This is a genomic window from Nonomuraea sp. B12E4, assembly GCF_039871825.1.
Lineage (GTDB): Bacteria > Actinomycetota > Actinomycetes > Streptosporangiales > Streptosporangiaceae > Nonomuraea.
Genome location: NZ_JBDPME010000062.1, coordinates 1 through 18,882, shown reverse-complemented (window position 1 = coordinate 18,882; position 18,882 = coordinate 1). Strand labels below are relative to the sequence as shown.

Here is an 18,882-nt window from a genome sequence, read left to right as displayed (position 1 = left end):
GGGGACTGCTTGGGGTCCTGCTGTGGTCCTGCCACCTGCTCCAACCTCTTCCACGGAGTGATCAAACTACCCGCGGTTGATGGGTGTTTCGGACCGGGACTGGTTCATTGACTCTGACGCGGAAGGGGATGCCGTATGAGCCGGCCCCGGCATTGCCGGACGCCCAATTCCCCGACAGCCCTGCCACCCTCCAAGACGGCCTGCTCCGCCTGCTCACCGAACCAGAGCAGTAGCCCGCACCCGATCCCTCAACCGCAAGGAGCCTTCCCCGCATGTCTGATACCCCCCTACTGCACTACAGCACCAGCACCGCCCCCCTCCAGGCGGGCACCCCCGACAAACCCGTCGCCAACACCATCGACATCACCGTCTCCAGCCCGGCTGGCCAGAAGATCTACTGCAAGAAGCTCGAAATCGCCGTCCCGATCAGCGCACCCGACGACGGAGGCGCGTACTTCACCGAGAACCCGCAGTCCTCGATCACCGGCAAATGGGGCACCGCGTCCGCCCAGATGAAGATCGGGCAGGAGCTCGGCCTCGAACCGGCCACGAACTACTACCACGTCATCTTCCAGGCCCCGCCCATACCCGGCTTTGACCTCATCGACAAACCGCTGACAATCAGCATCACCGGCAACCTCGCCGCCACCCCCGGCAGCACACTCACCTGCCCGACCACCGAAACCTCCGGCACGACCAGCGGCAAATACACACCCAAGACACCTCAGGACCTGACCTGGGACACCGCGAAACCCGCCTTCTACCTGCACAACTTCCTGGCCGGCGCCCCAGACGAGCCGACCATCCCCAAGACCAAGTTCAACGCCGGCGACGAGGTCTCCCTCTCCTGGGAGAGCAACGGCGACTTCTTCCACCTGTACGACGGCGACGGCACGGTTCTCCACGAAGGCCGCGAGACTTCCTGGACCGTCCCGGCGGACAAGATCTTCAGCGACACCACCTTCACCCTCAGGGCGTCCGACACCGGCGGCTTCGAGACGAGCTACCAGTACGCCACCATCACCATCACCATCAACAACCCGACCCTCAGCGAGCTCACCGTCAAGGGACCGCTCGGCGTCAACGGGAAGCTGACCGCGCAGGACGACCTCTCCGTATCGAACAGCCTCACCGCGGACTTGTTGAAGGCCGGCTCTGTGACGGTAACGCAGCACTGCCAGATCGACCGCGACTGTAACATCACGGGGGGCCTCACTTCCGAGCGTCTTGTCGCCAACGGCGACACCAAACTCAACGGAAGGCTTGAGGTATACGAGGAAGCTACGCTGGACGGCGCCGTCACCGTCCGCGGCAGACTCACGGCGAACGGCGACTGCGACGTCAACGGACGACTATCCGCAAACCAGGACTTCAGCGTCTCCTACGGCGGCACCGAGAAGATCACCACGGTCGGCAAATCCGGCCTGTCAGTAGAGGGCGACTTCAACGTCTCCGATCACGGCACCGAGAAGATCACCACATACGGCTACAACGGCCTATGCGTAGATGGCGACCTCACGGTCAACGGCAGGATTCGTAACTAGGTAGGGTTCCGGACTGGCGCAGGATCCAACGGATATGCCTCTTACCTACGCTTATGCAGAGGTTAAGCCTGATAGGCCGGACTGGAGCCCTGTCTGTCTATGCAGGCCAGAGGCATATCTGTCGGATTTCGGATGAAGCGCGAGGACGGGAAGTGGCGCCGGGGCACGGCAGACATGGGCTGATCTTCAATCTGAACCGGATGGTGCGCGGGAGGGCGGCCTACTTCCGCGGCCACCGCACCCGGCCTGGTGCGCGGACGGCCGACCGGCAGGCGGATCTTGATACGCTCCAGCACGGCGCGAAGCTGCGGGCTGTCTCCGGCCTGGCCGGGAGTCAGGACGAAGGACAGCGGACGGCAGCGGCGATCGGCCGGCAGGTGTACCTTGCTGGTCAGCCCGCCCCGCGAGCGGCCCAGCTCGGCCACCTTCAGCCGGAACCGGCGCCGGCGTCGGCGCCACCGTCGGCCGTCCCCATCCTCGCCAGGGTCGCCGTCGCTCATCGTGGTGGTGGGAACGCAGACCTCAACAAGATCGAATGTGGGTTTCGGGCTCATGTGGGCCGGACCCTATAGCCCGAGCGCGATCACGCCCGCACCGACCCAGGCCAGGCCGCGCTGTTCGCGCACGTCCTGCCAGACCAGCCCGGCGCCGCCCCTTGATCACGCATTCGCCCTTCTAGGCGATGATAAGTACTGGATCGCCTCGCACGGGCGGGGCTGCGACAGGAGGGGTTTGCATGGGCGAGTGGCAGCGCTATGTGGACGACAATCTGCTCGGCTCCGGTAAGGTCAACAGGGCGGCAATCCTCGGGTTGGACGGCGAAATCTTGGCAGCGTCCGAGAAGTACGAGCTCAGTGCCGCTGAGCGGAGTCGGGTCGTCAAAGAGTGCAGGGCCACATTCAGCGGCGGGGACGACCGGGTTGGCGGCCTCCAGCTGGCCGGCAACAGGTTCGTCACCGTCGAGAACGACGAGCGTTCCATCTTCCTCAGGTCCGGTCACTCCCTCGGCAATGATCCCAGACACGCCGGTGCGATCGTGGTGCAGACGAAGCAGTGCATCATCGTCGCGGAATACGACGCCCCGGTCCAGATGCTGGAATCGATCCCTGTCGTCGAGTCTCTCGCCGACGAACTGATCAACTCCGGGTACTGATCGCCAGAGTGGGCCCCTGTGGCCATGGCCGTACGGCGATCGGGGCAACCTACCCGGCGAGATCTAATGCGTGACCTTGCTGCGCGGGCTCGACCCGGCCGAGGTGCTGCGCCGGGTTCGGCGCCCGCACGAGCACAGAGATGAGCTTCGCCGAGCTGGGTCTAGCGGTCTCCGACTTCACCATGGTGACCGGCGGCGGTGACGGAGGTGGTTATGTCGGAGTGGTCTCAACCGGCGCTGAGAGCTGTCAGTGGGCATGACAGCCTCACGCGACAACGACCGACCGCCATGATCTACATGAAACCGCTGTCAAAATGCCCTGTCAGCGATGACGATATCGGCGTGAACAGGCGCGGTTCCTCGTCGCGGTGTTGGCCAAAGGGACGGTGGGCGCAGCGGTGGGCGCAGCGGTGGGCGCAGCGGTGGGCGCGGTATGGCAGGCGCAGACACCAGGAGCCGACGTCAACCTCGCCGATGTCGTCGCCGTGACGCTGGCCGGGCCATGCTGGCAGGCGCAGTAGCGGCCTGGGCTCGGCATTCCACGCTTGCGGCTGCCCCGGCCGGCGCTGTCAACACTGAGGCTGATGCGCGCGTGGATGGCGACGCTGCCGCGCAGGTGCTGGCCGATCTGGTGGAGCGGCAATGGCGCGCCGAAGCCCGGCACCGGCTGCTGGACGACCCCGAACCGATCCCGGTGCACAGGCAGCTCATCGCTGAGGGGACGGTGATGAGCCGGCCCCGCCTGATCACCGCCGAAGCTGAGCTGACCCTGACCGGCCGCAGCGCCGACTCGGCCGGCTGGCGCGGGCCCATGTCGGCGCTGCTCATGGAGGTCGAGCGGGTCTGGTGCAAAGCCAGGCCATCTGCGGGTCATGCGGTGAACGCAGCTTAATGCCGCCGCAACCTCGCCGCCAGTGATCAGGTAACAACCCGCGGACACACTGGGGCCATGAGCAATGCTCCCAAGGTGATTCACCCACGTTCCGGACGCGGCAATCAGCAGGCGCACTCGTGGCGGCGAGAGCTCGCCGAACTCGCCGCACTGTTCCTCGCGGTCGGCCTGGCGCACCTGCTCGCGACACTGCTCGGGCACGCGGATCCGGGCCCCGTCGTACTGGTCGGGCTGGGGGCGGCGTTGATCGTCGGAACCGCGATCCACAAGCGGATGGGCCGCCGTCCGGCCAGGAGGGCGGCCGCGCTCCCGGTCGACGGCGGCGCGGGATCACCCATGGCGTTGTGGCGCATCCGCATGCGGGTGGTGGAACGGCCCGGCCAGCTCGCCACCGTGGCGGGCGCCTTCGGCCGCCTGGGATGCAACATACTGACTCTGCACATCGCCCCGACCGGCAGCAGCGCCATCACACCCGCCGGATGCGACGCGCTCGACGAGTTCATCATCGAGGCGCCGCCCGATCTGACGCTCGACGCGCTGGCCGGGGCGCTGACCGAAGCGGGCGGGCAAGGCGTCGTAATCGTGCCCGCACAGGTCAAGGACCTCACCGACCCAGGCGTCCAGGCGTTCGTGCTGGCGCAACGGGTCGGCGCCGACCCCGATCGGCTGCCCAAGGCGATGGCGGAACTGCTGCGGGCACCGCAGGTCGAGTGGCGGCGACCCGGCGACACCGTGGACGAAGGCGCCGAGCTCAACACCACCATGGTGATCTCCGTGAACCCCGACCGCGCCCTGCTGATCAGACGGCCCGAGCTGCCCTTCACACCGACCGAGGCAGCCAGGGCGGCGGCACTGACCGCCGCGGCCCGCCAGGCCCGCTACACCAGCCCGGCGTGAGACCGCCGGCACCGACCCGCGTGATCCCTCGCGGTGATCCTTGGGCGCTCGCCTCGGTGGTGGTCGCCGGGCTGTCCATGGCGGCTGCGGCGCTGATCGGGTTGGGGGTGGGCGCGGCGTTCGATCGTCATCTTGGGTTCTGGGCCCCTTCTCGCAGGTCAGAGCGAGATGATCTTGTCTGGCATGTGAGGCGCGGTGCTGAACCGGGCAGCCATAAGCGCGAGGTTCGCGGCCCTGTCCCTCAAGCGCGGCCGGACGGCACCGCCCTCGGGGTCGGTGCTGGTTTCCTGCTGGCCGTGGGCGTCGTAGGTGTTGCCGCGCCCCCACGGATAGAGACCGTACTCCCGAGCGCCAATCTCAGGGTGGGGCGCGGTGACATGCGCCGCGGCGTTCATCGGGAGCGTGAGGCGCTATCCCACTCGAACAGGTCCCTGGCGGCGACGCTCAGCGCGTCGGCGATCTGGAACACCTTGTCCAGGTATGGGCTGTACATACCGTTCTCGATGCGGTTGATCGTCTTCCGGTCGACGTCGGCGCGTTCGCCTGCTGTCCCGCCGCGACATCGCGCTCCGGGAGAAAACCCTTTGGCGGATGCTCTACGAGACCGCCGCCCGCGCCGCCGAGATCCTCGCCCTCAACGTCGAAGACCTCGACCTGGAGCACCGCCGCGCCCCCGTCCGCTCCAAGGGCGGCGCCACCGAATGGGTGTTCTGGGACAGCGGCACCGCCCACCTGCTGCCCCGTCTACTCCGACTGCCGGACGGCAGCTCACGCACCCGTGGCCCGCTGTTCCTGTCCGAACGGCGCCCTGTCCCAGCTCGGCGCCCGGCCGCCGGCAACATCTGCCCGCACACCGGCCGCGCACACCTCGGCTACGACCGCGCCCGCGTCCTGCCCGACATCTACGCCGGACTCGACCTGCACCAGCTGCGCCACAGCGCCGCCACCCACCTCGGCGAAGCCGAAGTCCCCCTGCAGCAGGGTCGTCCCGAACGATCGTCATCGCCGGGACGACAGGTCCTTGAAGTTACCAGGCTGCCCGCCTGCAGGCCTCCTGGGCCTCCGCCCAGGGGTAGAACGGAATCTCGTCTTGGATGCGGAGGGCGCACGTGACGAGCCACCCAGCACGTCCCGCGTTGGCCTGGGCCCATCTGCATGTGTCGATGACGCCCTGATCCGAGGCGCTGGGGCCGCCAATGTAGGCGAGACAGTCCGCCGCGGTTGCTTGCGCAGGTGCTGAAATGACTGATCCGGCGAAGATGCATGCCGCTATGCCGACGGTGGCGAATGTGATCTTTCGAAGTATCCGTGACATGGCTCAATACCTCACTTGTTGTGTGTTTGAACGCCAGGGGACTAGCGGTGTGGCACTGCATTTCACCCTCCATCGCCGAAGATTGCGGGACCAGGACAGCAGCCGGACATATGGCGGACATTTATCACCAAACGGCCACCTGATCAGGGCAATCCCGAGATCAACGGCCTTGGACCATTACGTCCGAGACGTGGTCCTGGGCGAGGACCGCTGCCGCCTCCGCCCCGTCCATCCTGGCCACCATGCGCAGCTACGCGATCGGCGCGCTACGCCTGCTCAACCACACCAATATCGCCGAAGGCACCCGTTGGGCCCGCGACGACTTCATGCACCCGCTGATCGCCCTCGGTCTCACGATGTGAGAACTCATTCAGCTGCATCGCGTACCTGAGTCAATTCGCGGCGGCCAGAGCAGCTTGCGAGGCAGTGGCTTCAACGCGCAGGTATCGCGCCGTCTCGGTTGTCGCCCATCGCAGAGCACCGGCGGCACGGAATGTGGCGAGAAGGACATCCCAAGATGTCCGGGGCATGGCAGATGGCGCCATGCCCTGGGTTCGCGGCGGGCCATCGCACCGATGGGCTGACGGTGGCGGCGGCGTCGTGGTGGCTGGGCGGCACCGCGGCGATTACTCGCCTGGCCGTGTGCACTATCAGGTGGGTACGGTAGCGCGGTTTCACGCCTTCCAGCACGGAAATGGCCTGCGTCATGCCGTGGTCGATGCCGCCGTTCACGACGGTGCACAGGCCATCAGGAGCCGTGCCGTCGTGGGTTGGCTCCAAGAGTCCGGCGCCCGGGGGCGCGTGAGTACCCGTACCTAACCTTCTTGGTCCTTCTCCTGAGTACGTCGAACGCACGGGGCGGGACGGGCGGCGATCACGGGATCGCGTAGGCTACCGCCGCATCGTTCCCGTTAAGGAGATGTGAGCCCTTTTGTCGCCAAGGCCCGTGCCGCCACCGCCCCATGATCCGCGCTTTCCCGGCGGGTACGGCCCGCCGCCGGCCGGCCGGAACGGATGGGGACCCCAGGCCCCGCCGCCCCAATATCCGCCGCCCCAAGGCCCCCCGCGTCACGGCGGGTACGGCCCGCCCCCGGGCCTGCCCCCCTACGGGGGATACGGCCCGCCCCAAGGCCCGCCGCCGTATCCCGGTCCCCCTCGGGGCGGGCGGGGCAGGCTGGCGATCATCGTCGGGGCCGTGGTCGTCGCCCTCGCGGTGGTGATCGCCGGAGGCGTCGTCTACCTGCAGCGCAGCGGCGGCGAAGCCGGGAATGAGCGCCCGCAGGCCGACGGGACCACGCCCACTGCCACACCTTCCGCGAGCGCGAGCCCGAGCCCGACCGCAGGGCGCGACGCCGCCCGTGCGGCCTATCTGGAATCGCTGCGGCAGCAGGCGCTCCAGCCGGTCGTCAACGTGACGCGGGAGGTGTACGAGGGCGAGGAGTCCTATCCCGACGGCGACCATAAGGCTGTGATCTCCGGGATCGACTACAAGACCGGTGCGGTACGCATGGAGAAAACCGATGTGACGGTGAAAGCCGGCAAGAGCGAGGTGTCGGACTCGATGTGGTGCCGGGGCAGGTCGGAGCAGTGGTTCCTGAGCACCGTCAGGTGGAGTCAGGTCGATGTCACGTGCCCGAGCGGGCTGTACCAGATGTACCTCAACGACGGTCTCGTCACCGGAGGGCTGACCAAGGAAGAGGCCGATGTCTTCGTCGGGAAGCTCAACGGATGGGAGGGACTGGTCCGGGGACGCGGGATGAGCGTCGTCACCCGGAACGGCAAGCAGTACGTCCGCCTCGAGATCAAGGTCGTACCACTGCGGTTCGACGGGCTCGTGGCGGGCGCGGGCATGTTCATGGACGCGCTCAAGTGGGCCGAGGTCGATCTGACCACCCATCCGTACGGGCTGCTCCTCTACGACGACTCCTCGTTGGACATCGTCCGTTACGTCGACCCGAAGACCCGCTTGCCCGCCTACATGGAGATGCTCGAAACCGGCGAGGACACGTGGATCATGCACAGGGTCGAGTACGACTTCACGCACCCCGTCGTCGAGACGACCAAGCTGCCCAAAACCATCAATATCCCGCGGATGACGTGGCCGCGAGAAGGAGAGTGACCGCTTTCCGGGCGTGGACAGGCCCCACCGGCGGCTGGCAGGCTGCGAGAGGTGACGGCGGACCGGGAAGGGTACGCGCCGGGGTGGGACGCGAGTGCCCTCGACATGCTCGTCCGGCGGACGGCCGCGGGCTGGACGCGGATGCCGTCAGAGCCTTCGAGGTAGCGACTCGAATCTCCTCCAGCGTCAGCGCGGCGTCCGGTGCGCGGAGACGAGGACCCTGATGAGGGCGATCTGGTGGACCTGGCGATGCCGCCCGAGGGCGTATCGCACGGTCGCGTCGGTGGCCCGGGAGTTCGGGATCAACGCCGGCACCTTGGGTAGTCGGGTGACGCGGCGCCCTATGCGCCAACCCTTCCGGTCAGAGCGCTAGGCAGCGGCGCGCCCCGATTTCGATTACGTGGGACGACGTCGGCTGAATGCCCAAGATCGGCAGATCCTATGGGAGGAGGAGTGCCTCGCGACGATGGCGGTGGTTGTAGTGGCCTTTCTGAAGGCGTGGCGGTAGCTCTGTGGTGGTGTGCCGACGTGGCGGGTGAAGTGCCTTCTGAGCACGGCCGCGGAGCCGAATCCGGTGCGTTCGGCGATGATTTCGACGGGCAGGGTGGTCGTCTCCAGCAGTTCCCGCGCCTGGTCGACGCGGGCCCGCAGAAGCCACTGCAAGGGAGTTGTGCCCATCTGCGCCTGAAAGTGGCGGGTGAGGCTTCGCGTGCTGTAGCCGGCCTGTTCGGCGATGTCCCGCAGGGTGAGCGGTGCGTCAATGTTGCGTTGCAGCCATTCGAGGACGGACTGCAGGTCGCCTCCACGGTCGGCCGGGTCCAGGTGCGCGGTGTACTGCGCCTGCCCGCCGTACCGCCGGGGCGAGGTCACGGTGTAGCGGGCGGTGTCTCGGGCGACGGCGGCCCCATGGTCCCGGCGTACGAGATGCATGCAGAGGTCGAGTCCGGCGGCGATGCCTGCGGAGGTGAGCAGGTCGCCGTTGTCGATGTAGATGGGGACCGGGTCAACGGCGATCTCCGGGTACCTGCGCTGCAGCTCGCCGGCGTATTTCCAATGTGTGGTAGCCCTCAATCCGTTCAGTAGCCCGGTCGCCCCGAGAACGAAGGCCCCGGTGCAGATGGAGGCGATGCGCGTGCCGCGTGCCGCGGCGTCGCGAAGCAGTTCCACCACGTCGGCGCGCGGGGGTTCGAGGCAGTTCCCGTGGCCGGGGATCACGATCGTGTCGGCTTCGATCAGGGTTTCCAGGCCCCAGGGCGTGTGCAATGCGAAGCAGTCGATCCCTCTCGCGGTCGTACGCGCTCCGGGAACGGCGCACACCACCCGTACGTCGTACGGGCCGTGCCCGTCGGGCAGGCGTGCGGTCGCGAAGACCTGGCACGCTGTCGCCAGGTCGAAGGCCACAACTTTGTCGAGGGCCAGGACGGACACCACATGCATGGCCAGAATAGTACGCATTTTGTCGCTCTTGCCGCTTTTGGCGAACGCCCCGGATGACCAGGCTGAAGATGTGAATCGCTGATCGGAAAGGGGTTCCGTGCGCACGCAGATCGTGATGTTCGATGGAGTCGAGGAGCTGGATGTGTTCGCTCCGCTCGAGGTGCTGGGTTGTGCGGCCGCGCTGGGTCATGACGTCGAAACAAGCCTGGTGGCGCTACGCCCGGGGCGGGTGGCGGCCCGCTACGGGACCGAGTTGATGGCCGGCCGGTCACTGGCATCGGCGGACGCCGACGTCGTGGTCGTCCCCGGTGGCGGATACGCCAACAAGGCGGCGCGGGGAACCTGGGCGCAGATCCAGCAGGGCACCCTTCCGGGTGCGCTGCGCGACGCCGTACGTCCTGGTCTGACGTTCGCCTCGGTGTGCAGCGGAGCGATGCTGCTCGCCGCCGCGGGAGTGACCGAGGGCCGTCCGTGCACCACCCACCACTCGGCCCGCGATGACCTCGTCGCCTCCGGTGGCGAGTGGATCGACGCCAGAGTCGTCGACGATGGGAATCTTGTCACATCCGGTGGTGTCACCTCTGGCCTCGACCTGGTGTTGTGGCTCGTCGAGCGTCACCTCGGGGCCCGGGCCGCAGCCGACGTCGAACACTTCTTGGAGTACGAGCGCCGCGGCACTGTGTGGAAGTCGGCGCAGCAGTCTCCGTCGCGCACGCCGATCAGGACCTCCGGCCGATCCCGGCTCGGGTGAGGAAGAGGTCATGGCCCTCATCAGTGAGCTGATCTTCTATCCGGTCAAGGGATGCGCCGGTGTCTCCGTGAGCGAGGCGGCGCTGACGGACGCCGGGCTCGCCCACGACCGGACATTCATGGTCGTTGACGAGGACGGCTTCTTCCGCAGTCAGCGGACGCACCCGCGGCTCGCGCTCGTACGACCCGCCATCACCGCGGACGGCGAACGACTCACCCTGCACGCGCCGGGCACGGACGATCTTCTCCTGCACGTCGATGCCGACGCCACCCGCCGGGATGTGCGGCTGTTTGGAAAGCCGTATCGTGGCGCCGATCAGGGCCAGGACACCGCCGAATGGCTGTCGGAGCTGCTCGGCTCACCCAGCAGGCTGGTACGCGTGCCACCCGACCACCACCGCGTCACCGATGGCCTGACACCCGGCACCTCCGGCTACGCCGACAGCACCGCCGTGAGCGCGATCTCCCGGGCCTCACTGGACGAGCTCAACCGCAGACTCGACGTGCCACTGCCGATGTCTCGTTTCCGCCCCAACATCGTGATCGACGGGTGGGAACGGCCACACGAAGAGGACCGCGTCCGCCGGGTGGCCGCGGGCAACGCCGAACTGGGCTACGCCAAGATCGCGATCCGGTGCGTGGTCACGACCGTCGACCAGGACAAGGGAGTCAAGACCGGGCCTGAGCCGTTGCGCACGCTCGCCGCCTACCGCCGCGCGCCCGGCGGCGGTGTCGCATTCGGCGCCAAATTCTCTGTGCTACGCCCAGGCAAACTCACGATCGGCGACGAACTGACCGTCACCTCATGGGGGGTGCCCAAACTCTGACGCCGACGTGATCTTGGGTCATGTCCGGCGGAGCCCAGCAGTCGGGACACCAGCGAGGCCAGCCGGTTCGGCTGGCCTCGAACCGGCTGGTGTCGAAGTGATCAGTGGCGGTGCTGTCCAGGCGGATCACCCTAGGCGGCTACGCGACCGCGTTCTCGACGGACGCATTCGGCGCGGCGGCCAGGCGGTGCTTGCGCGTGGGCAGACCATAGGTCGGGTTCCAGGTGGCCCAGAGCGAGATCTTGATGATGCCCTCCTTGACTCGCACGGCCTTCCGGCCTCCCATCGGCTTCGGCTTCGCTTGCCCATCGTCGTCGATCGTCTGCAGGATCCCGTCCCGCCGCCCAAGGCTGATGGCGTTGTACGTGTAGACCAGATTGGTGCTCGCGATCTCGCGGCCGGTCAGGCGTCCCACGATCGCGTCGATCGCCTGCTTGCTGGTGTAGCCGGCCGAGGCGCAGGACATCGGCAGCGGCCGGCCGTTGCCGCCGATGGCGTAGGCGCTATCGCCGAGGGCGTAGACGTTCGGGTGCGAGACCGACCGCATGATGCGATCGACGACGATCTGCCCGCTTTCGGTGACTTCCAGCCCACCGGCGGCGGCGATGGGGTTGACCGCGAACCCGGCCGCCCACACGGTTGCGTCGGACGCCAGTGCGGTGCCGTCGGCGCACAACACCCGCGCCGCTTCGACGGCTTGGACGCTGGTGTGCTCCAAGACGGTGATGCCCAGCCGGTCGCAGGCCTGGCGCAGGTGGCTTTGGGCTCCGGCGGAGAGCCGGGCGCCCAGCTCGCGGCGGGCGATGAGCGTCACCGACAGGCCGGGCCGGGATTCGGCGATCTCGGTGGCGGCTTCGATGCCGGTCAACCCGTCCCCGGCAACGAGCACACGCCCGCCGTCGTCCCGCCTGTCCAGGCGCTCGCGCAGGCGCAGCGCCGAGGGCCGGCCGGCGACGTTGAAGGCATGCTCGGCCACACCGGGGACGCCGTGGTCGGCGACGTGGCTGCCGAGCGCGTAGATAAGCGTGTCGTAGCCGAGCTCGCCGCCGTCGGCGTCATCGATGGCGACGACCTGGCGCTCGGGGTCGACAGCGGTGACACGGGCCAGGCGCAGCCGTATCCCCGTGCCCGCGAAGACGTCGGTGAGCTTCGGAGCCTTGATCTCCTGGCCGGCCGCGAGTTGGTGCAGCCGCAACCGCTGGACAAAATCCGGCACGGCGTTGACCACGGTGATCTCGGTGTCCTTCGGGGACAGCCGGCGGGCCAGGTTCCCGGCCGTGTAGGCCCCGGCATAGCCGGCGCCGAGGATGACGATGCGGTGCTTCATATAGTGCTCCTGTCGGTTCGCTTGCCCACCGTGGGCGGAACGTGCGTGGGGATGCCGGAGGGGTCTTGATCATCCGGTGGGTCGAGATTGTGGGCGAACGGCTCGATGGCCGGGCTGCCCGTGTGCCGCACGCCCGCTGCCGCCGGGCCACAGCGCCCGAGCGCTGAGACTGGATCCGGCGTCGAGGGCGATAGTGCGGCCGAGCCTTGGCCGGGTCAGGTGGTGCGGCGGGAACGGGACAGGACAAGCCCGCCCAGGACCATGCCGGCCAGGCCGAGCAGCAGGGCAAAGATGGCGCCGGCAAGCCCGTTGCCGGTGCCGAATCCGCCGGCGGAGTTGGCTGCGTGCGGTCCACCGATGATCACGCTGATCAGTCCCACCACGACGGCACGGTGGGCAGGGTGGGTCCGGAGCCGATGTCATAACCGGCGGCGACGGAGAGTTGCATCGCCTCTGGGACGGCGAGCAGGAGACGGACGGACATGGGGATCTTTTCGATCGTCCCCGGGCCTGCCACCGAGCGCGGTGGATCGGCTTGAGCCGGTCGAGGCGCCGACGCGGCAGGCCCGGGAAGGAGCTGATGTTGCGTTTGGGGGTAACTGGCCCTTGTGGGGTAGTTCCGGGTCAGATATCTGTCCCGCAGGGCTTGCGCCAGTTGTCGTTCTGCTCGACGAACGCCTGCCCGGTGATCGGCTTGTCTCGGTTCTGTCCAGCGGCAGTGGCCGCGCCCTCATAGAGGCCGCCGAAGGCGCCATCGAGTTGCCTCGGGCCTGGCGATGACGATCAGGTTCGTATCCAGCGCGGGGGATGTTCACGATCCACCGAAGCCGGCCGAAGGGGGAGCGAGCGGCTCGGGTGGCGAATGGCTCAGGCCAGGGTCACCGATCTGCTTGATCGAGGTTGCCGTGCGCCTCTGCGGACAGGTGCTGCCAGTCGTCCCAGGTCTTGAGCCGGTCTGCGTAGGCCTGCTGGATCATCGGGTAGAAGCCCTGGCCGAACAGCACCCGCAGCGGTGGGTTGTCGGAGTCGGCGAGTTTGAGGAGTGCGTGTGCGGCGGTGGCCGGGTCGCCGGCGGGCTGCTTTCCCGCGATCTGGGCGATGCGCTGGCGGAGGCCGTCGTAGGCCGGGTCGGGCTCGGCCATGTGGCCGTTGGCCAGGGGGTCGGGGTTCTTGCCGTCGCGGGTGGCGAAGCCGCCGGGCTCGATGATGGTCACCTTGATGCCGAAGTCGGCGACCTCCTTGGCAAGCGTTTCGTTCAGGCCTTCCAGGGCCCACTTGGAGGCGTGGTAGGCGCCGCCGAGCGGCATGGCGATGAGCCCGGCCGCCGACGACAGCTGGATGATGTGCCCCGCGCCCTGTTCGCGCAGGTACGGCAGGGCGGCCTGGATGACCCATACCGCGCCGAACAGGTTGGTCTCCATCTGGTCGCGCAGTTGCTGCTCGGTCAGTTCCTCGATCGCGCCGATCTGGGCGTAGCCGGCGTTGTTCACGATGACGTCCAGGCGGCCGAAGTGCTCCCCGGCTCGTTTGACGCTCTCGAAGACGGCGGCCTTGTCGGTCACGTCCAGCGCGAGCGGGAGCACCGCGTCGCCGTAGGCCGCGACCAGCGCGTCAAGGCTTGCGGCGCTGCGGGCGGTCGCGGCCACCTTGTCGCCGCGGGCCAGAGCGGCCTCGACGAAGGTACGGCCGAGGCCGCGCGAGGAACCGGTGACGAACCAAACCTTGCTCATCTGTCTCTCCGTTTCTGGGATGGGTTACCAGGCGATGGGGCCGAGGCGATCGATGAAGATCCCGCTCGGCCCGTCAGGTGGGAGCGTCGCGAGCTCGATGATCGGGTCACTGCCCTCGGTGACCGTCAGCGCGCCGGTGTGGAGGTTCATGTCGGTGGCGGCAAGAACGCCTGTGTGACCCGGACGGGCCCGTACACATTGGTGTCGTAGACGACGTGGACGTCGCCGGCCGTCGCGTCCGCCGGGTTGACACCGCCGCCCGGCGTGCCAGCGTTGTTGACCAGCACGTCCAGCTGGTCGGTGTGCTCCCGTACCAGCCGCACAGCCCCGGCCACCGACTCCTGCGACGTCACGTCCAACGGGACCATGAGGACGTCGACGCCGTCGGCGGCCAGCCTCTGCGCGGCGGCCCGTCCCCGGCCCTCGTCGCGTGACCCGAGGAAGACCCTCCAGCCCAGCTCTCCGAGCCTGCGCGCCGTCTCGTAGCCCAGCCCCTTGTTCGCGCCAGTGATCAATACCGAGGTCATGTTCTTTCCTGTCGTCGTGCCTGCGACCATGAGTCGGCGCCGGCCCGATTCCTGTGACATCGCCGAGGTGTGATGTAGGCCACCGGCGGTGGCTGTCACAAACCTGCAGGGCTCGGCGACTTGTGTGCAGACACCGTCAAGATCAGCATGGAGGACAGGCAATGCGTGAAGGCGGCAACCAGGCGGACCGCGCCACCGAGGTGTTCGTCGTCCATCGCAACCTGCTGTTCACCGTCGCCTACGAGATGCTCGGCTCGGCCGCCGACGCCGAAGACGTCCTGCAGGAGACCTGGCTCAACTGGTCGGGCATCGATTTCGACTCCGTGCAGGACCAACGGGCCTACCTGGTCCGGATCACCACCCGGCGGGCCCTGGACCGGCTGCGCGCCATCAAGCGCCGCAAGGAGTCCTACGTCGGCCCCTGGCTGCCCGAGCCGCTGCTGACCGCCCCGGACGTGGCCGAGAACGTCGAGCTCGCCGAGAGCATGTCGATGGCGCTCATGCTGGTGCTGGAAACCCTGTCGCCGACAGAACGCGCCGTCTTCGTGCTGCGCGAGGCCTTCGACTTCGGCTACGACGAGATCGCGGCCGCGGTCGGCAAAAGTCCCGCGGCCGTACGTCAGACCGCGCACCGCGCCCGCCGGCACGTCGACGCCCGCCGGCCTCGGGAGGTGGTCGCCCCCAGCCAAGCCCGGGCCGCGGTGGAGTCCTTCCAACGCGCGCTCGAGACCAGGGACCTGCAGGGCCTGCTCGACGTGCTCGCCCCCGAAGTCGTGATCATCAGTGACGGCGGCGGCATCAAGCAGGCCGCGCCACGGCCCATCACCGGCGCCGACAAGGTGGCCCGCTATATCGTCGGCGGTCTCAGCAAGACCGACATCGCGGTCACCTGTGACCCCACCGTGGTCAACGGCAGCCCAGCGCTCCTGATCCACGTGGACGGCCAGTTCGACGGCGTCATCGCACTCCGCGTCGAGCAGGCCCGCATCACCGGGCTCTACTACGTCCGCAACCCACACAAACTGACCCACATCGCAGCCAAGACCCCGCTCACCCTGCGATAACCCCCGGCTGCGGACCAACGACCCGGGTGCCTCGAGCACGACCTCGTCACCAGCCTTCGCCGCCTCACCGCTCCGGCGAGGCGGATGCGCACCTCACGGTCCGAACAACGCCCGCAACCCCAGCCAACTCGATCACTAGGAGGTCACGATGACCAACAGCACCACCGACGAGCTCGCCGGTCCGGAGTTGCCGGTCGAGCGTGGCTGCCCGTTCGCACCGCCCGCCACCTACGAGCACCTGAGAGAGCAGGCGCCGATCAACAAGGTCCGCCTGGCCCGCGGCGGTGGGGCTTGGTGGGTGTCCGGGCATGAGGAAGGCCGTGCCATCCTCGCCGACCCGCGATTCTCCTCCGACAAGCGCAGAAACGGTTTCCCGATGGTCAACGTCGATGCGGCGACCATGCAGCAACTGCGCAGCATGCCGCAGCTGATGATCGGCATGGACGGCGCGGAACACTCCGCGGTCCGGCGTTCGGTGATGGGCGAGTTCACCGTGAAGCGGCTGGCCGCGCTGCGCCCCCGGATCCAACAGATCGTCGATTCCTTCATCGACGACCTGCTCGCCGCCGACCAGCACCCCGTCGACCTGGTGCAAGCCCTGTCCCTGCCGGTGCCTTCCCTGGTGATCTGCGAACTGCTCGGCGTGCCCTACGCCGGTTCACGACTCCAGCGGATCTGGATGCCGAGCGGAGGGCTCGCCACCACCTCGCCTTCGGCTTCGGCCCGCACCAGTGCCTCGGCCAGAACCTGGCCCGGATGGAACTGCAGATCGTCTTCGACAGGCTGTTCCGCCGCATCCCCACGTTGCGGCTTGCCGTACCGGTCGAGGAACTGCCACTCAAGACCGACGCCATCATCTACGGCGCCCACGAACTCCCAGTCACCTGGTGAGGAGGATGGGATGCGGATCAAAGCCGACACCGGGGCCTGCGTCGGCTCCGGCCAGTGCGTCCTGACCGAGCCGGGCGTCTTCGACCAAGACGAGGAGGGCATCGTGGTCCTGCTGACCGAACATCTTGGTGAGGGGGTCGCCGCGCAGGTACGCAGCGCCGTCGCCCTGTGTCCGTCCCGGGCCCTCTCTATCCTGCACACGTAAGCACGCCGTGGTGACGAGAGCCTGTAACCTCAGGTGTGTAAAGTCTTACCTTAAGTGATGAAGAGTGTTCTTTGCCTGGTTGGGCCGGGCTTGCCCACTTCGAAATCTGTGTCTTCTCCTGCCTGGCGGATGAGCTGGTGCGCGGCGATGTGGCGGCGGTCGGCTCAGAGGCCTACGCCAACTGGCAGTCCCAGCTGCTGAGCTGGCAGGACTGCCAGCCGCACCTGGCCACCTACTGCGCCGAGGTCGGGCTGCCCGCCACGGCGTCGGAGTTCGTGATGCAGTTGAAGACCCGTATGAAGGATGTGGCCGCGGCCGTGACGCCGGTTACCCGGACAACGCGGGCCTTCTCATTGACGAGCAGGGCCGGCCCTCGCTCAAGGCGCGTAAGTCCGCCGGTCACAGCACCGAGGCGCTCAAGCTGGCCACGGCCGTCAAAGATCGGCTGCCGGAACGCTCTCTGCTGGAGATCTTGACCCGGACCACCCGGCATCTGCGCTGGTTCCGGCACTTCGGGCCGCTGTCGGGATCGGAGGCCAAGCTGGCCGACCCGCTGGAGCGCTACCTGCTGGTCGCCTTCGCCTACGGCTGCAACCTGGGCGCCGCCCAGGCCGCCCGGCACCTGGGCGGCCGCATCAGCGCGCACGAGCTGTCCTACACCGTGCGCAAGCACGTCACGCTGGCCAGCTTGAACAAGGCGATCGCCGACGTGGTCAACGCCTACCTGCGGCTCGACCTGCCCAAGGTGTGGGGGGAGGGCAACGCGGTGGCCGCCGACGGCACGGGGGCTCACCCCGAAGCGTGGACACCGGCTGTCATGCGGCGAGCAGCACTCTAGCGGTGGTCTGCTGCTCGTAGTCGATGGGGCCCGCAGGCTCGCCAGCCCGGCGACCTGTACCGCGCCGAGATACGCGACCTGATCAGGTCACTCGCACTGCCCGACGCTGATCGAAACGATCGCCGACAGCCAAGCAGCGACTTCCGAGATTAGCTCAATCTCGGAAGTACACTCCCAGGTGTGAGTTCCGAGATTACGCGCTTCGAACCCTCACAGGCGTCCGGATCCGCTTCCGAGATTACGAGGCGCCGTCCAGGCGCCCGCCCCACCCGGCTGCCGCCCGCCTACGACGGGGTCCTCGGCGAGTACGCCACTGCGCTGGAGCGTGCGCCGCTGTCGGCCGAGACCCGGCGCACCTACCGCTCCCGGGTGCGCATGTTCCTGTCCTGGCTGGCCGACCACGCCGCCACCTATTCCGCCGACCCTCTCGCCGATCGGCAGGCGCGGGACTGGGCGGTGCGCGACTACCGGATGTGGCTGCTGCGCGACGGCCCCGCCAAACGCAGCCGCGTCTACGTCAACTCCGCCCTCACCGCGCTGGACGACTTCCACGTCCGCCGAGGCTTGGGCAAGGCCGACGTCGCCCGCGAAGACCTGCCCAGGAACGCACCGCGTGCCCTGGAGGAGCGCGCCCGAATCCGCTGGCTGCGCGCCGTGGAGGCGCATCTGTCTCCCCGTGGCCGGTGCATCGCGCTGATCCCGTACTATGCCGGCGCCCGCATCAGCGAGGTCGTGCGCCTCGATGTCGACGACATCCAGATGTCGGCCCGCAAGGGCCGGCTGCGCCTGTACGGCAAGGGCGGTAAGTTCCGGGAGGTCGACATCCACCCCAAACTCCGCGCCGAACTGCAGCTCTGGCTCGACGAACGCCCCAACTGGCCCCACGCTGGCGACAACGGCGCCCTGTTCCTCAACGCCAAGGGCGGACGGCTGACCACCCGCGCCGCCGGCGGCATCATCGCCGAGATCGCCCAGACAGCCGGGCTGGACGATCCCACCACGGCACACGTCCTGCGCCACACACTCGCCACCACGCTGGTCCGCGGCAAGACCGACCTGGTCCTGGTCGCCGAGATCCTTGGCCACGCCCGCCTGGAGACCACCCGCCGATACAGCTTGCCCTCCGACAAGGACAAGGAGGACGCCCTCAAATTGATCACGGTTGACCGCTGACCGCCCTACCTGCCTGCGGAGACGGGCGTCAAGATCGACTCATGGCCGGTTTTACCCGTACCTCGGAACCGGCCGCAATTTCATCTGATGAAATCTCAGATTGGTTTGCGTGCGAGGTGCGCAGGGGGTAATCACTGCTGCTCTCCGGCCTGGCATGGGACACGCCTCGCGCCTGAGGATCAGACGCTACCGG

General features: G+C 67.9%; 21 protein-coding genes and 1 pseudogene. 13 read left to right on the top strand and 9 right to left on the bottom strand.

What is annotated here, in order from left to right:
- The first annotated feature begins 272 nt into the window (after positions 1 to 272).
- Positions 273 to 1,544: a hypothetical protein gene (locus ABGB18_RS48940; protein ID WP_347702587.1), complete on the top strand. Its 1,272-nt coding sequence runs from the start codon at positions 273 to 275 to the stop codon at positions 1,542 to 1,544.
- Positions 1,545 to 1,771: 227 nt separating this feature from the next.
- On the opposite strand, the pseudogene ABGB18_RS48935 reads toward ABGB18_RS48940, so the two are convergent.
- Positions 1,772 to 2,008 (bottom strand): annotated as a pseudogene (locus ABGB18_RS48935) (IS5/IS1182 family transposase); the annotation flags it as partial.
- A gap of 272 nt (positions 2,009 to 2,280) precedes the next feature.
- On the opposite strand from ABGB18_RS48935, the gene ABGB18_RS48930 reads away from it, so the two are divergent.
- From ABGB18_RS48930 to ABGB18_RS48920, 3 genes are all read left to right on the top strand, one after another.
- Positions 2,281 to 2,697: a profilin gene (locus tag ABGB18_RS48930; RefSeq protein WP_347702586.1), complete on the top strand. Its 417-nt coding sequence runs from the start codon at positions 2,281 to 2,283 to the stop codon at positions 2,695 to 2,697.
- Positions 2,698 to 3,289: 592 nt separating this feature from the next.
- Positions 3,290 to 3,589: a hypothetical protein gene (locus tag ABGB18_RS48925; protein ID WP_347702585.1), complete on the top strand. Its 300-nt coding sequence runs from the start codon at positions 3,290 to 3,292 to the stop codon at positions 3,587 to 3,589.
- A gap of 57 nt (positions 3,590 to 3,646) precedes the next feature.
- Positions 3,647 to 4,486: an ACT domain-containing protein gene (locus ABGB18_RS48920; RefSeq protein ID WP_347702584.1), complete on the top strand. Its 840-nt coding sequence runs from the start codon at positions 3,647 to 3,649 to the stop codon at positions 4,484 to 4,486.
- A 158-nt stretch (positions 4,487 to 4,644) separates the two neighbouring features.
- On the opposite strand, the gene ABGB18_RS48915 is transcribed toward ABGB18_RS48920, so the two are convergent.
- Together ABGB18_RS48915 and ABGB18_RS48910 are read right to left on the bottom strand one after the other, a co-directional pair.
- Positions 4,645 to 4,881 carry a hypothetical protein gene (locus ABGB18_RS48915; RefSeq protein WP_347702583.1) on the bottom strand — a complete coding sequence of 79 codons (237 nt, stop codon included), beginning with the start codon at positions 4,879 to 4,881 and terminating at the stop codon, positions 4,645 to 4,647.
- Positions 4,878 to 4,979 (bottom strand): hypothetical protein, encoded by a 102-nt coding sequence (locus ABGB18_RS48910; protein ID WP_347702582.1) that lies wholly within the window; start codon positions 4,977 to 4,979, stop codon positions 4,878 to 4,880. The genes ABGB18_RS48915 and ABGB18_RS48910 overlap by 4 nt, the downstream gene beginning before the upstream one ends.
- A gap of 50 nt (positions 4,980 to 5,029) precedes the next feature.
- Between ABGB18_RS48910 and ABGB18_RS48905 the strand changes: the two genes are divergently transcribed.
- Positions 5,030 to 5,599 carry a site-specific integrase gene (locus ABGB18_RS48905; protein WP_347702590.1) on the top strand — a complete coding sequence of 190 codons (570 nt, stop codon included), beginning with the start codon at positions 5,030 to 5,032 and terminating at the stop codon, positions 5,597 to 5,599.
- Between the two features lie 1,397 nt (positions 5,600 to 6,996).
- Positions 6,997 to 7,920, top strand: a complete 924-nt coding sequence (locus ABGB18_RS48900) for a hypothetical protein (protein ID WP_347702581.1) — start codon at positions 6,997 to 6,999, stop codon at positions 7,918 to 7,920.
- Positions 7,921 to 8,316: 396 nt separating this feature from the next.
- Here ABGB18_RS48900 and ABGB18_RS48895 read toward each other — a convergent pair whose 3' ends face one another.
- Positions 8,317 to 9,375: a helix-turn-helix domain-containing protein gene (locus ABGB18_RS48895; RefSeq protein ID WP_347702580.1), complete on the bottom strand. Its 1,059-nt coding sequence runs from the start codon at positions 9,373 to 9,375 to the stop codon at positions 8,317 to 8,319.
- 79 nt (positions 9,376 to 9,454) lie between these two features.
- Here ABGB18_RS48895 and ABGB18_RS48890 point away from each other — a divergent pair, with 79 nt between their 5' ends.
- Complete coding sequence (locus tag ABGB18_RS48890) at positions 9,455 to 10,108, top strand: DJ-1/PfpI family protein (protein WP_347702579.1); 654 nt, start codon at positions 9,455 to 9,457, stop codon at positions 10,106 to 10,108.
- A gap of 10 nt (positions 10,109 to 10,118) precedes the next feature.
- The gene (locus ABGB18_RS48885) at positions 10,119 to 10,934 is read left to right on the top strand and encodes an MOSC N-terminal beta barrel domain-containing protein (protein WP_347702578.1); all 816 of its coding nucleotides are present in this window, start codon (positions 10,119 to 10,121) and stop codon (positions 10,932 to 10,934) included.
- Positions 10,935 to 11,073: 139 nt separating this feature from the next.
- Here ABGB18_RS48885 and ABGB18_RS48880 read toward each other — a convergent pair whose 3' ends face one another.
- The 5 genes from ABGB18_RS48880 to ABGB18_RS48860 all read right to left on the bottom strand — a co-directional run bounded on the left by ABGB18_RS48880 (position 11,074) and on the right by ABGB18_RS48860 (position 14,518).
- Positions 11,074 to 12,261: an FAD-dependent oxidoreductase gene (locus tag ABGB18_RS48880; protein ID WP_347702577.1), complete on the bottom strand. Its 1,188-nt coding sequence runs from the start codon at positions 12,259 to 12,261 to the stop codon at positions 11,074 to 11,076.
- A gap of 215 nt (positions 12,262 to 12,476) precedes the next feature.
- Positions 12,477 to 12,644, bottom strand: coding sequence for a DUF6223 family protein (locus ABGB18_RS48875; RefSeq protein ID WP_347702576.1), 168 nt, complete (start codon positions 12,642 to 12,644; stop codon positions 12,477 to 12,479).
- Positions 12,645 to 13,139: 495 nt separating this feature from the next.
- On the bottom strand, positions 13,140 to 13,991 hold the full coding sequence (locus ABGB18_RS48870) for an SDR family NAD(P)-dependent oxidoreductase (protein ID WP_347702575.1): 852 nt from the start codon (positions 13,989 to 13,991) through the stop codon (positions 13,140 to 13,142).
- Between the two features lie 24 nt (positions 13,992 to 14,015).
- Complete coding sequence (locus ABGB18_RS48865) at positions 14,016 to 14,141, bottom strand: hypothetical protein (protein WP_347702574.1); 126 nt, start codon at positions 14,139 to 14,141, stop codon at positions 14,016 to 14,018.
- Positions 14,138 to 14,518, bottom strand: a complete 381-nt coding sequence (locus tag ABGB18_RS48860) for an SDR family NAD(P)-dependent oxidoreductase (protein WP_347702573.1) — start codon at positions 14,516 to 14,518, stop codon at positions 14,138 to 14,140. Before ABGB18_RS48860 ends, ABGB18_RS48865 begins: the two co-directional genes overlap by 4 nt.
- Before the next feature lie 161 nt (positions 14,519 to 14,679).
- Here ABGB18_RS48860 and ABGB18_RS48855 point away from each other — a divergent pair, with 161 nt between their 5' ends.
- The 5 genes from ABGB18_RS48855 (at position 14,680) to ABGB18_RS48835 (ending at position 18,689) form a co-directional block, all read left to right on the top strand.
- Positions 14,680 to 15,582 (top strand): RNA polymerase sigma-70 factor, encoded by a 903-nt coding sequence (locus tag ABGB18_RS48855; RefSeq protein WP_347702572.1) that lies wholly within the window; start codon positions 14,680 to 14,682, stop codon positions 15,580 to 15,582.
- Positions 15,583 to 15,924: 342 nt separating this feature from the next.
- Positions 15,925 to 16,473 (top strand): cytochrome P450, encoded by a 549-nt coding sequence (locus ABGB18_RS48850; RefSeq protein ID WP_347702589.1) that lies wholly within the window; start codon positions 15,925 to 15,927, stop codon positions 16,471 to 16,473.
- 10 nt (positions 16,474 to 16,483) lie between these two features.
- Positions 16,484 to 16,678: a (4Fe-4S)-binding protein gene (locus ABGB18_RS48845; protein WP_347702588.1), complete on the top strand. Its 195-nt coding sequence runs from the start codon at positions 16,484 to 16,486 to the stop codon at positions 16,676 to 16,678.
- Between the two features lie 472 nt (positions 16,679 to 17,150).
- Positions 17,151 to 17,516: a Tn3 family transposase gene (locus tag ABGB18_RS48840; RefSeq protein WP_347702571.1), complete on the top strand. Its 366-nt coding sequence runs from the start codon at positions 17,151 to 17,153 to the stop codon at positions 17,514 to 17,516.
- Positions 17,517 to 17,696: 180 nt separating this feature from the next.
- Positions 17,697 to 18,689 (top strand): tyrosine-type recombinase/integrase, encoded by a 993-nt coding sequence (locus ABGB18_RS48835; RefSeq protein ID WP_347702570.1) that lies wholly within the window; start codon positions 17,697 to 17,699, stop codon positions 18,687 to 18,689.
- The last annotated feature ends 193 nt before the right edge of the window (positions 18,690 to 18,882 follow it).

Excerpts from the sequence above, each read along its gene's own strand:
- ABGB18_RS48885 (WP_347702578.1), top strand. The coding sequence starts at position 10,119 with ATGGCCCTCATCAGTGAGCTGATCTTCTATCCGGTCAAGGGATGCGCC.
- ABGB18_RS48910 (WP_347702582.1), bottom strand. The coding sequence starts at position 4,979 with ATGTACAGCCCATACCTGGACAAGGTGTTCCAGATCGCCGACGCGCTG.
- ABGB18_RS48860 (WP_347702573.1), bottom strand. The coding sequence starts at position 14,518 with ATGACCTCGGTATTGATCACTGGCGCGAACAAGGGGCTGGGCTACGAG.
- ABGB18_RS48855 (WP_347702572.1), top strand. The coding sequence starts at position 14,680 with ATGCGTGAAGGCGGCAACCAGGCGGACCGCGCCACCGAGGTGTTCGTC.
- ABGB18_RS48895 (WP_347702580.1), bottom strand. The coding sequence starts at position 9,375 with ATGCGTACTATTCTGGCCATGCATGTGGTGTCCGTCCTGGCCCTCGAC.
- ABGB18_RS48915 (WP_347702583.1), bottom strand. The coding sequence starts at position 4,881 with ATGAACGCCGCGGCGCATGTCACCGCGCCCCACCCTGAGATTGGCGCT.
- ABGB18_RS48865 (WP_347702574.1), bottom strand. The coding sequence starts at position 14,141 with ATGAACCTCCACACCGGCGCGCTGACGGTCACCGAGGGCAGTGACCCG.
- ABGB18_RS48870 (WP_347702575.1), bottom strand. The coding sequence starts at position 13,991 with ATGAGCAAGGTTTGGTTCGTCACCGGTTCCTCGCGCGGCCTCGGCCGT.
- ABGB18_RS48920 (WP_347702584.1), top strand. The coding sequence starts at position 3,647 with ATGAGCAATGCTCCCAAGGTGATTCACCCACGTTCCGGACGCGGCAAT.
- ABGB18_RS48845 (WP_347702588.1), top strand. The coding sequence starts at position 16,484 with ATGCGGATCAAAGCCGACACCGGGGCCTGCGTCGGCTCCGGCCAGTGC.
- ABGB18_RS48880 (WP_347702577.1), bottom strand. The coding sequence starts at position 12,261 with ATGAAGCACCGCATCGTCATCCTCGGCGCCGGCTATGCCGGGGCCTAC.
- ABGB18_RS48940 (WP_347702587.1), top strand. The coding sequence starts at position 273 with ATGTCTGATACCCCCCTACTGCACTACAGCACCAGCACCGCCCCCCTC.
- ABGB18_RS48930 (WP_347702586.1), top strand. The coding sequence starts at position 2,281 with ATGGGCGAGTGGCAGCGCTATGTGGACGACAATCTGCTCGGCTCCGGT.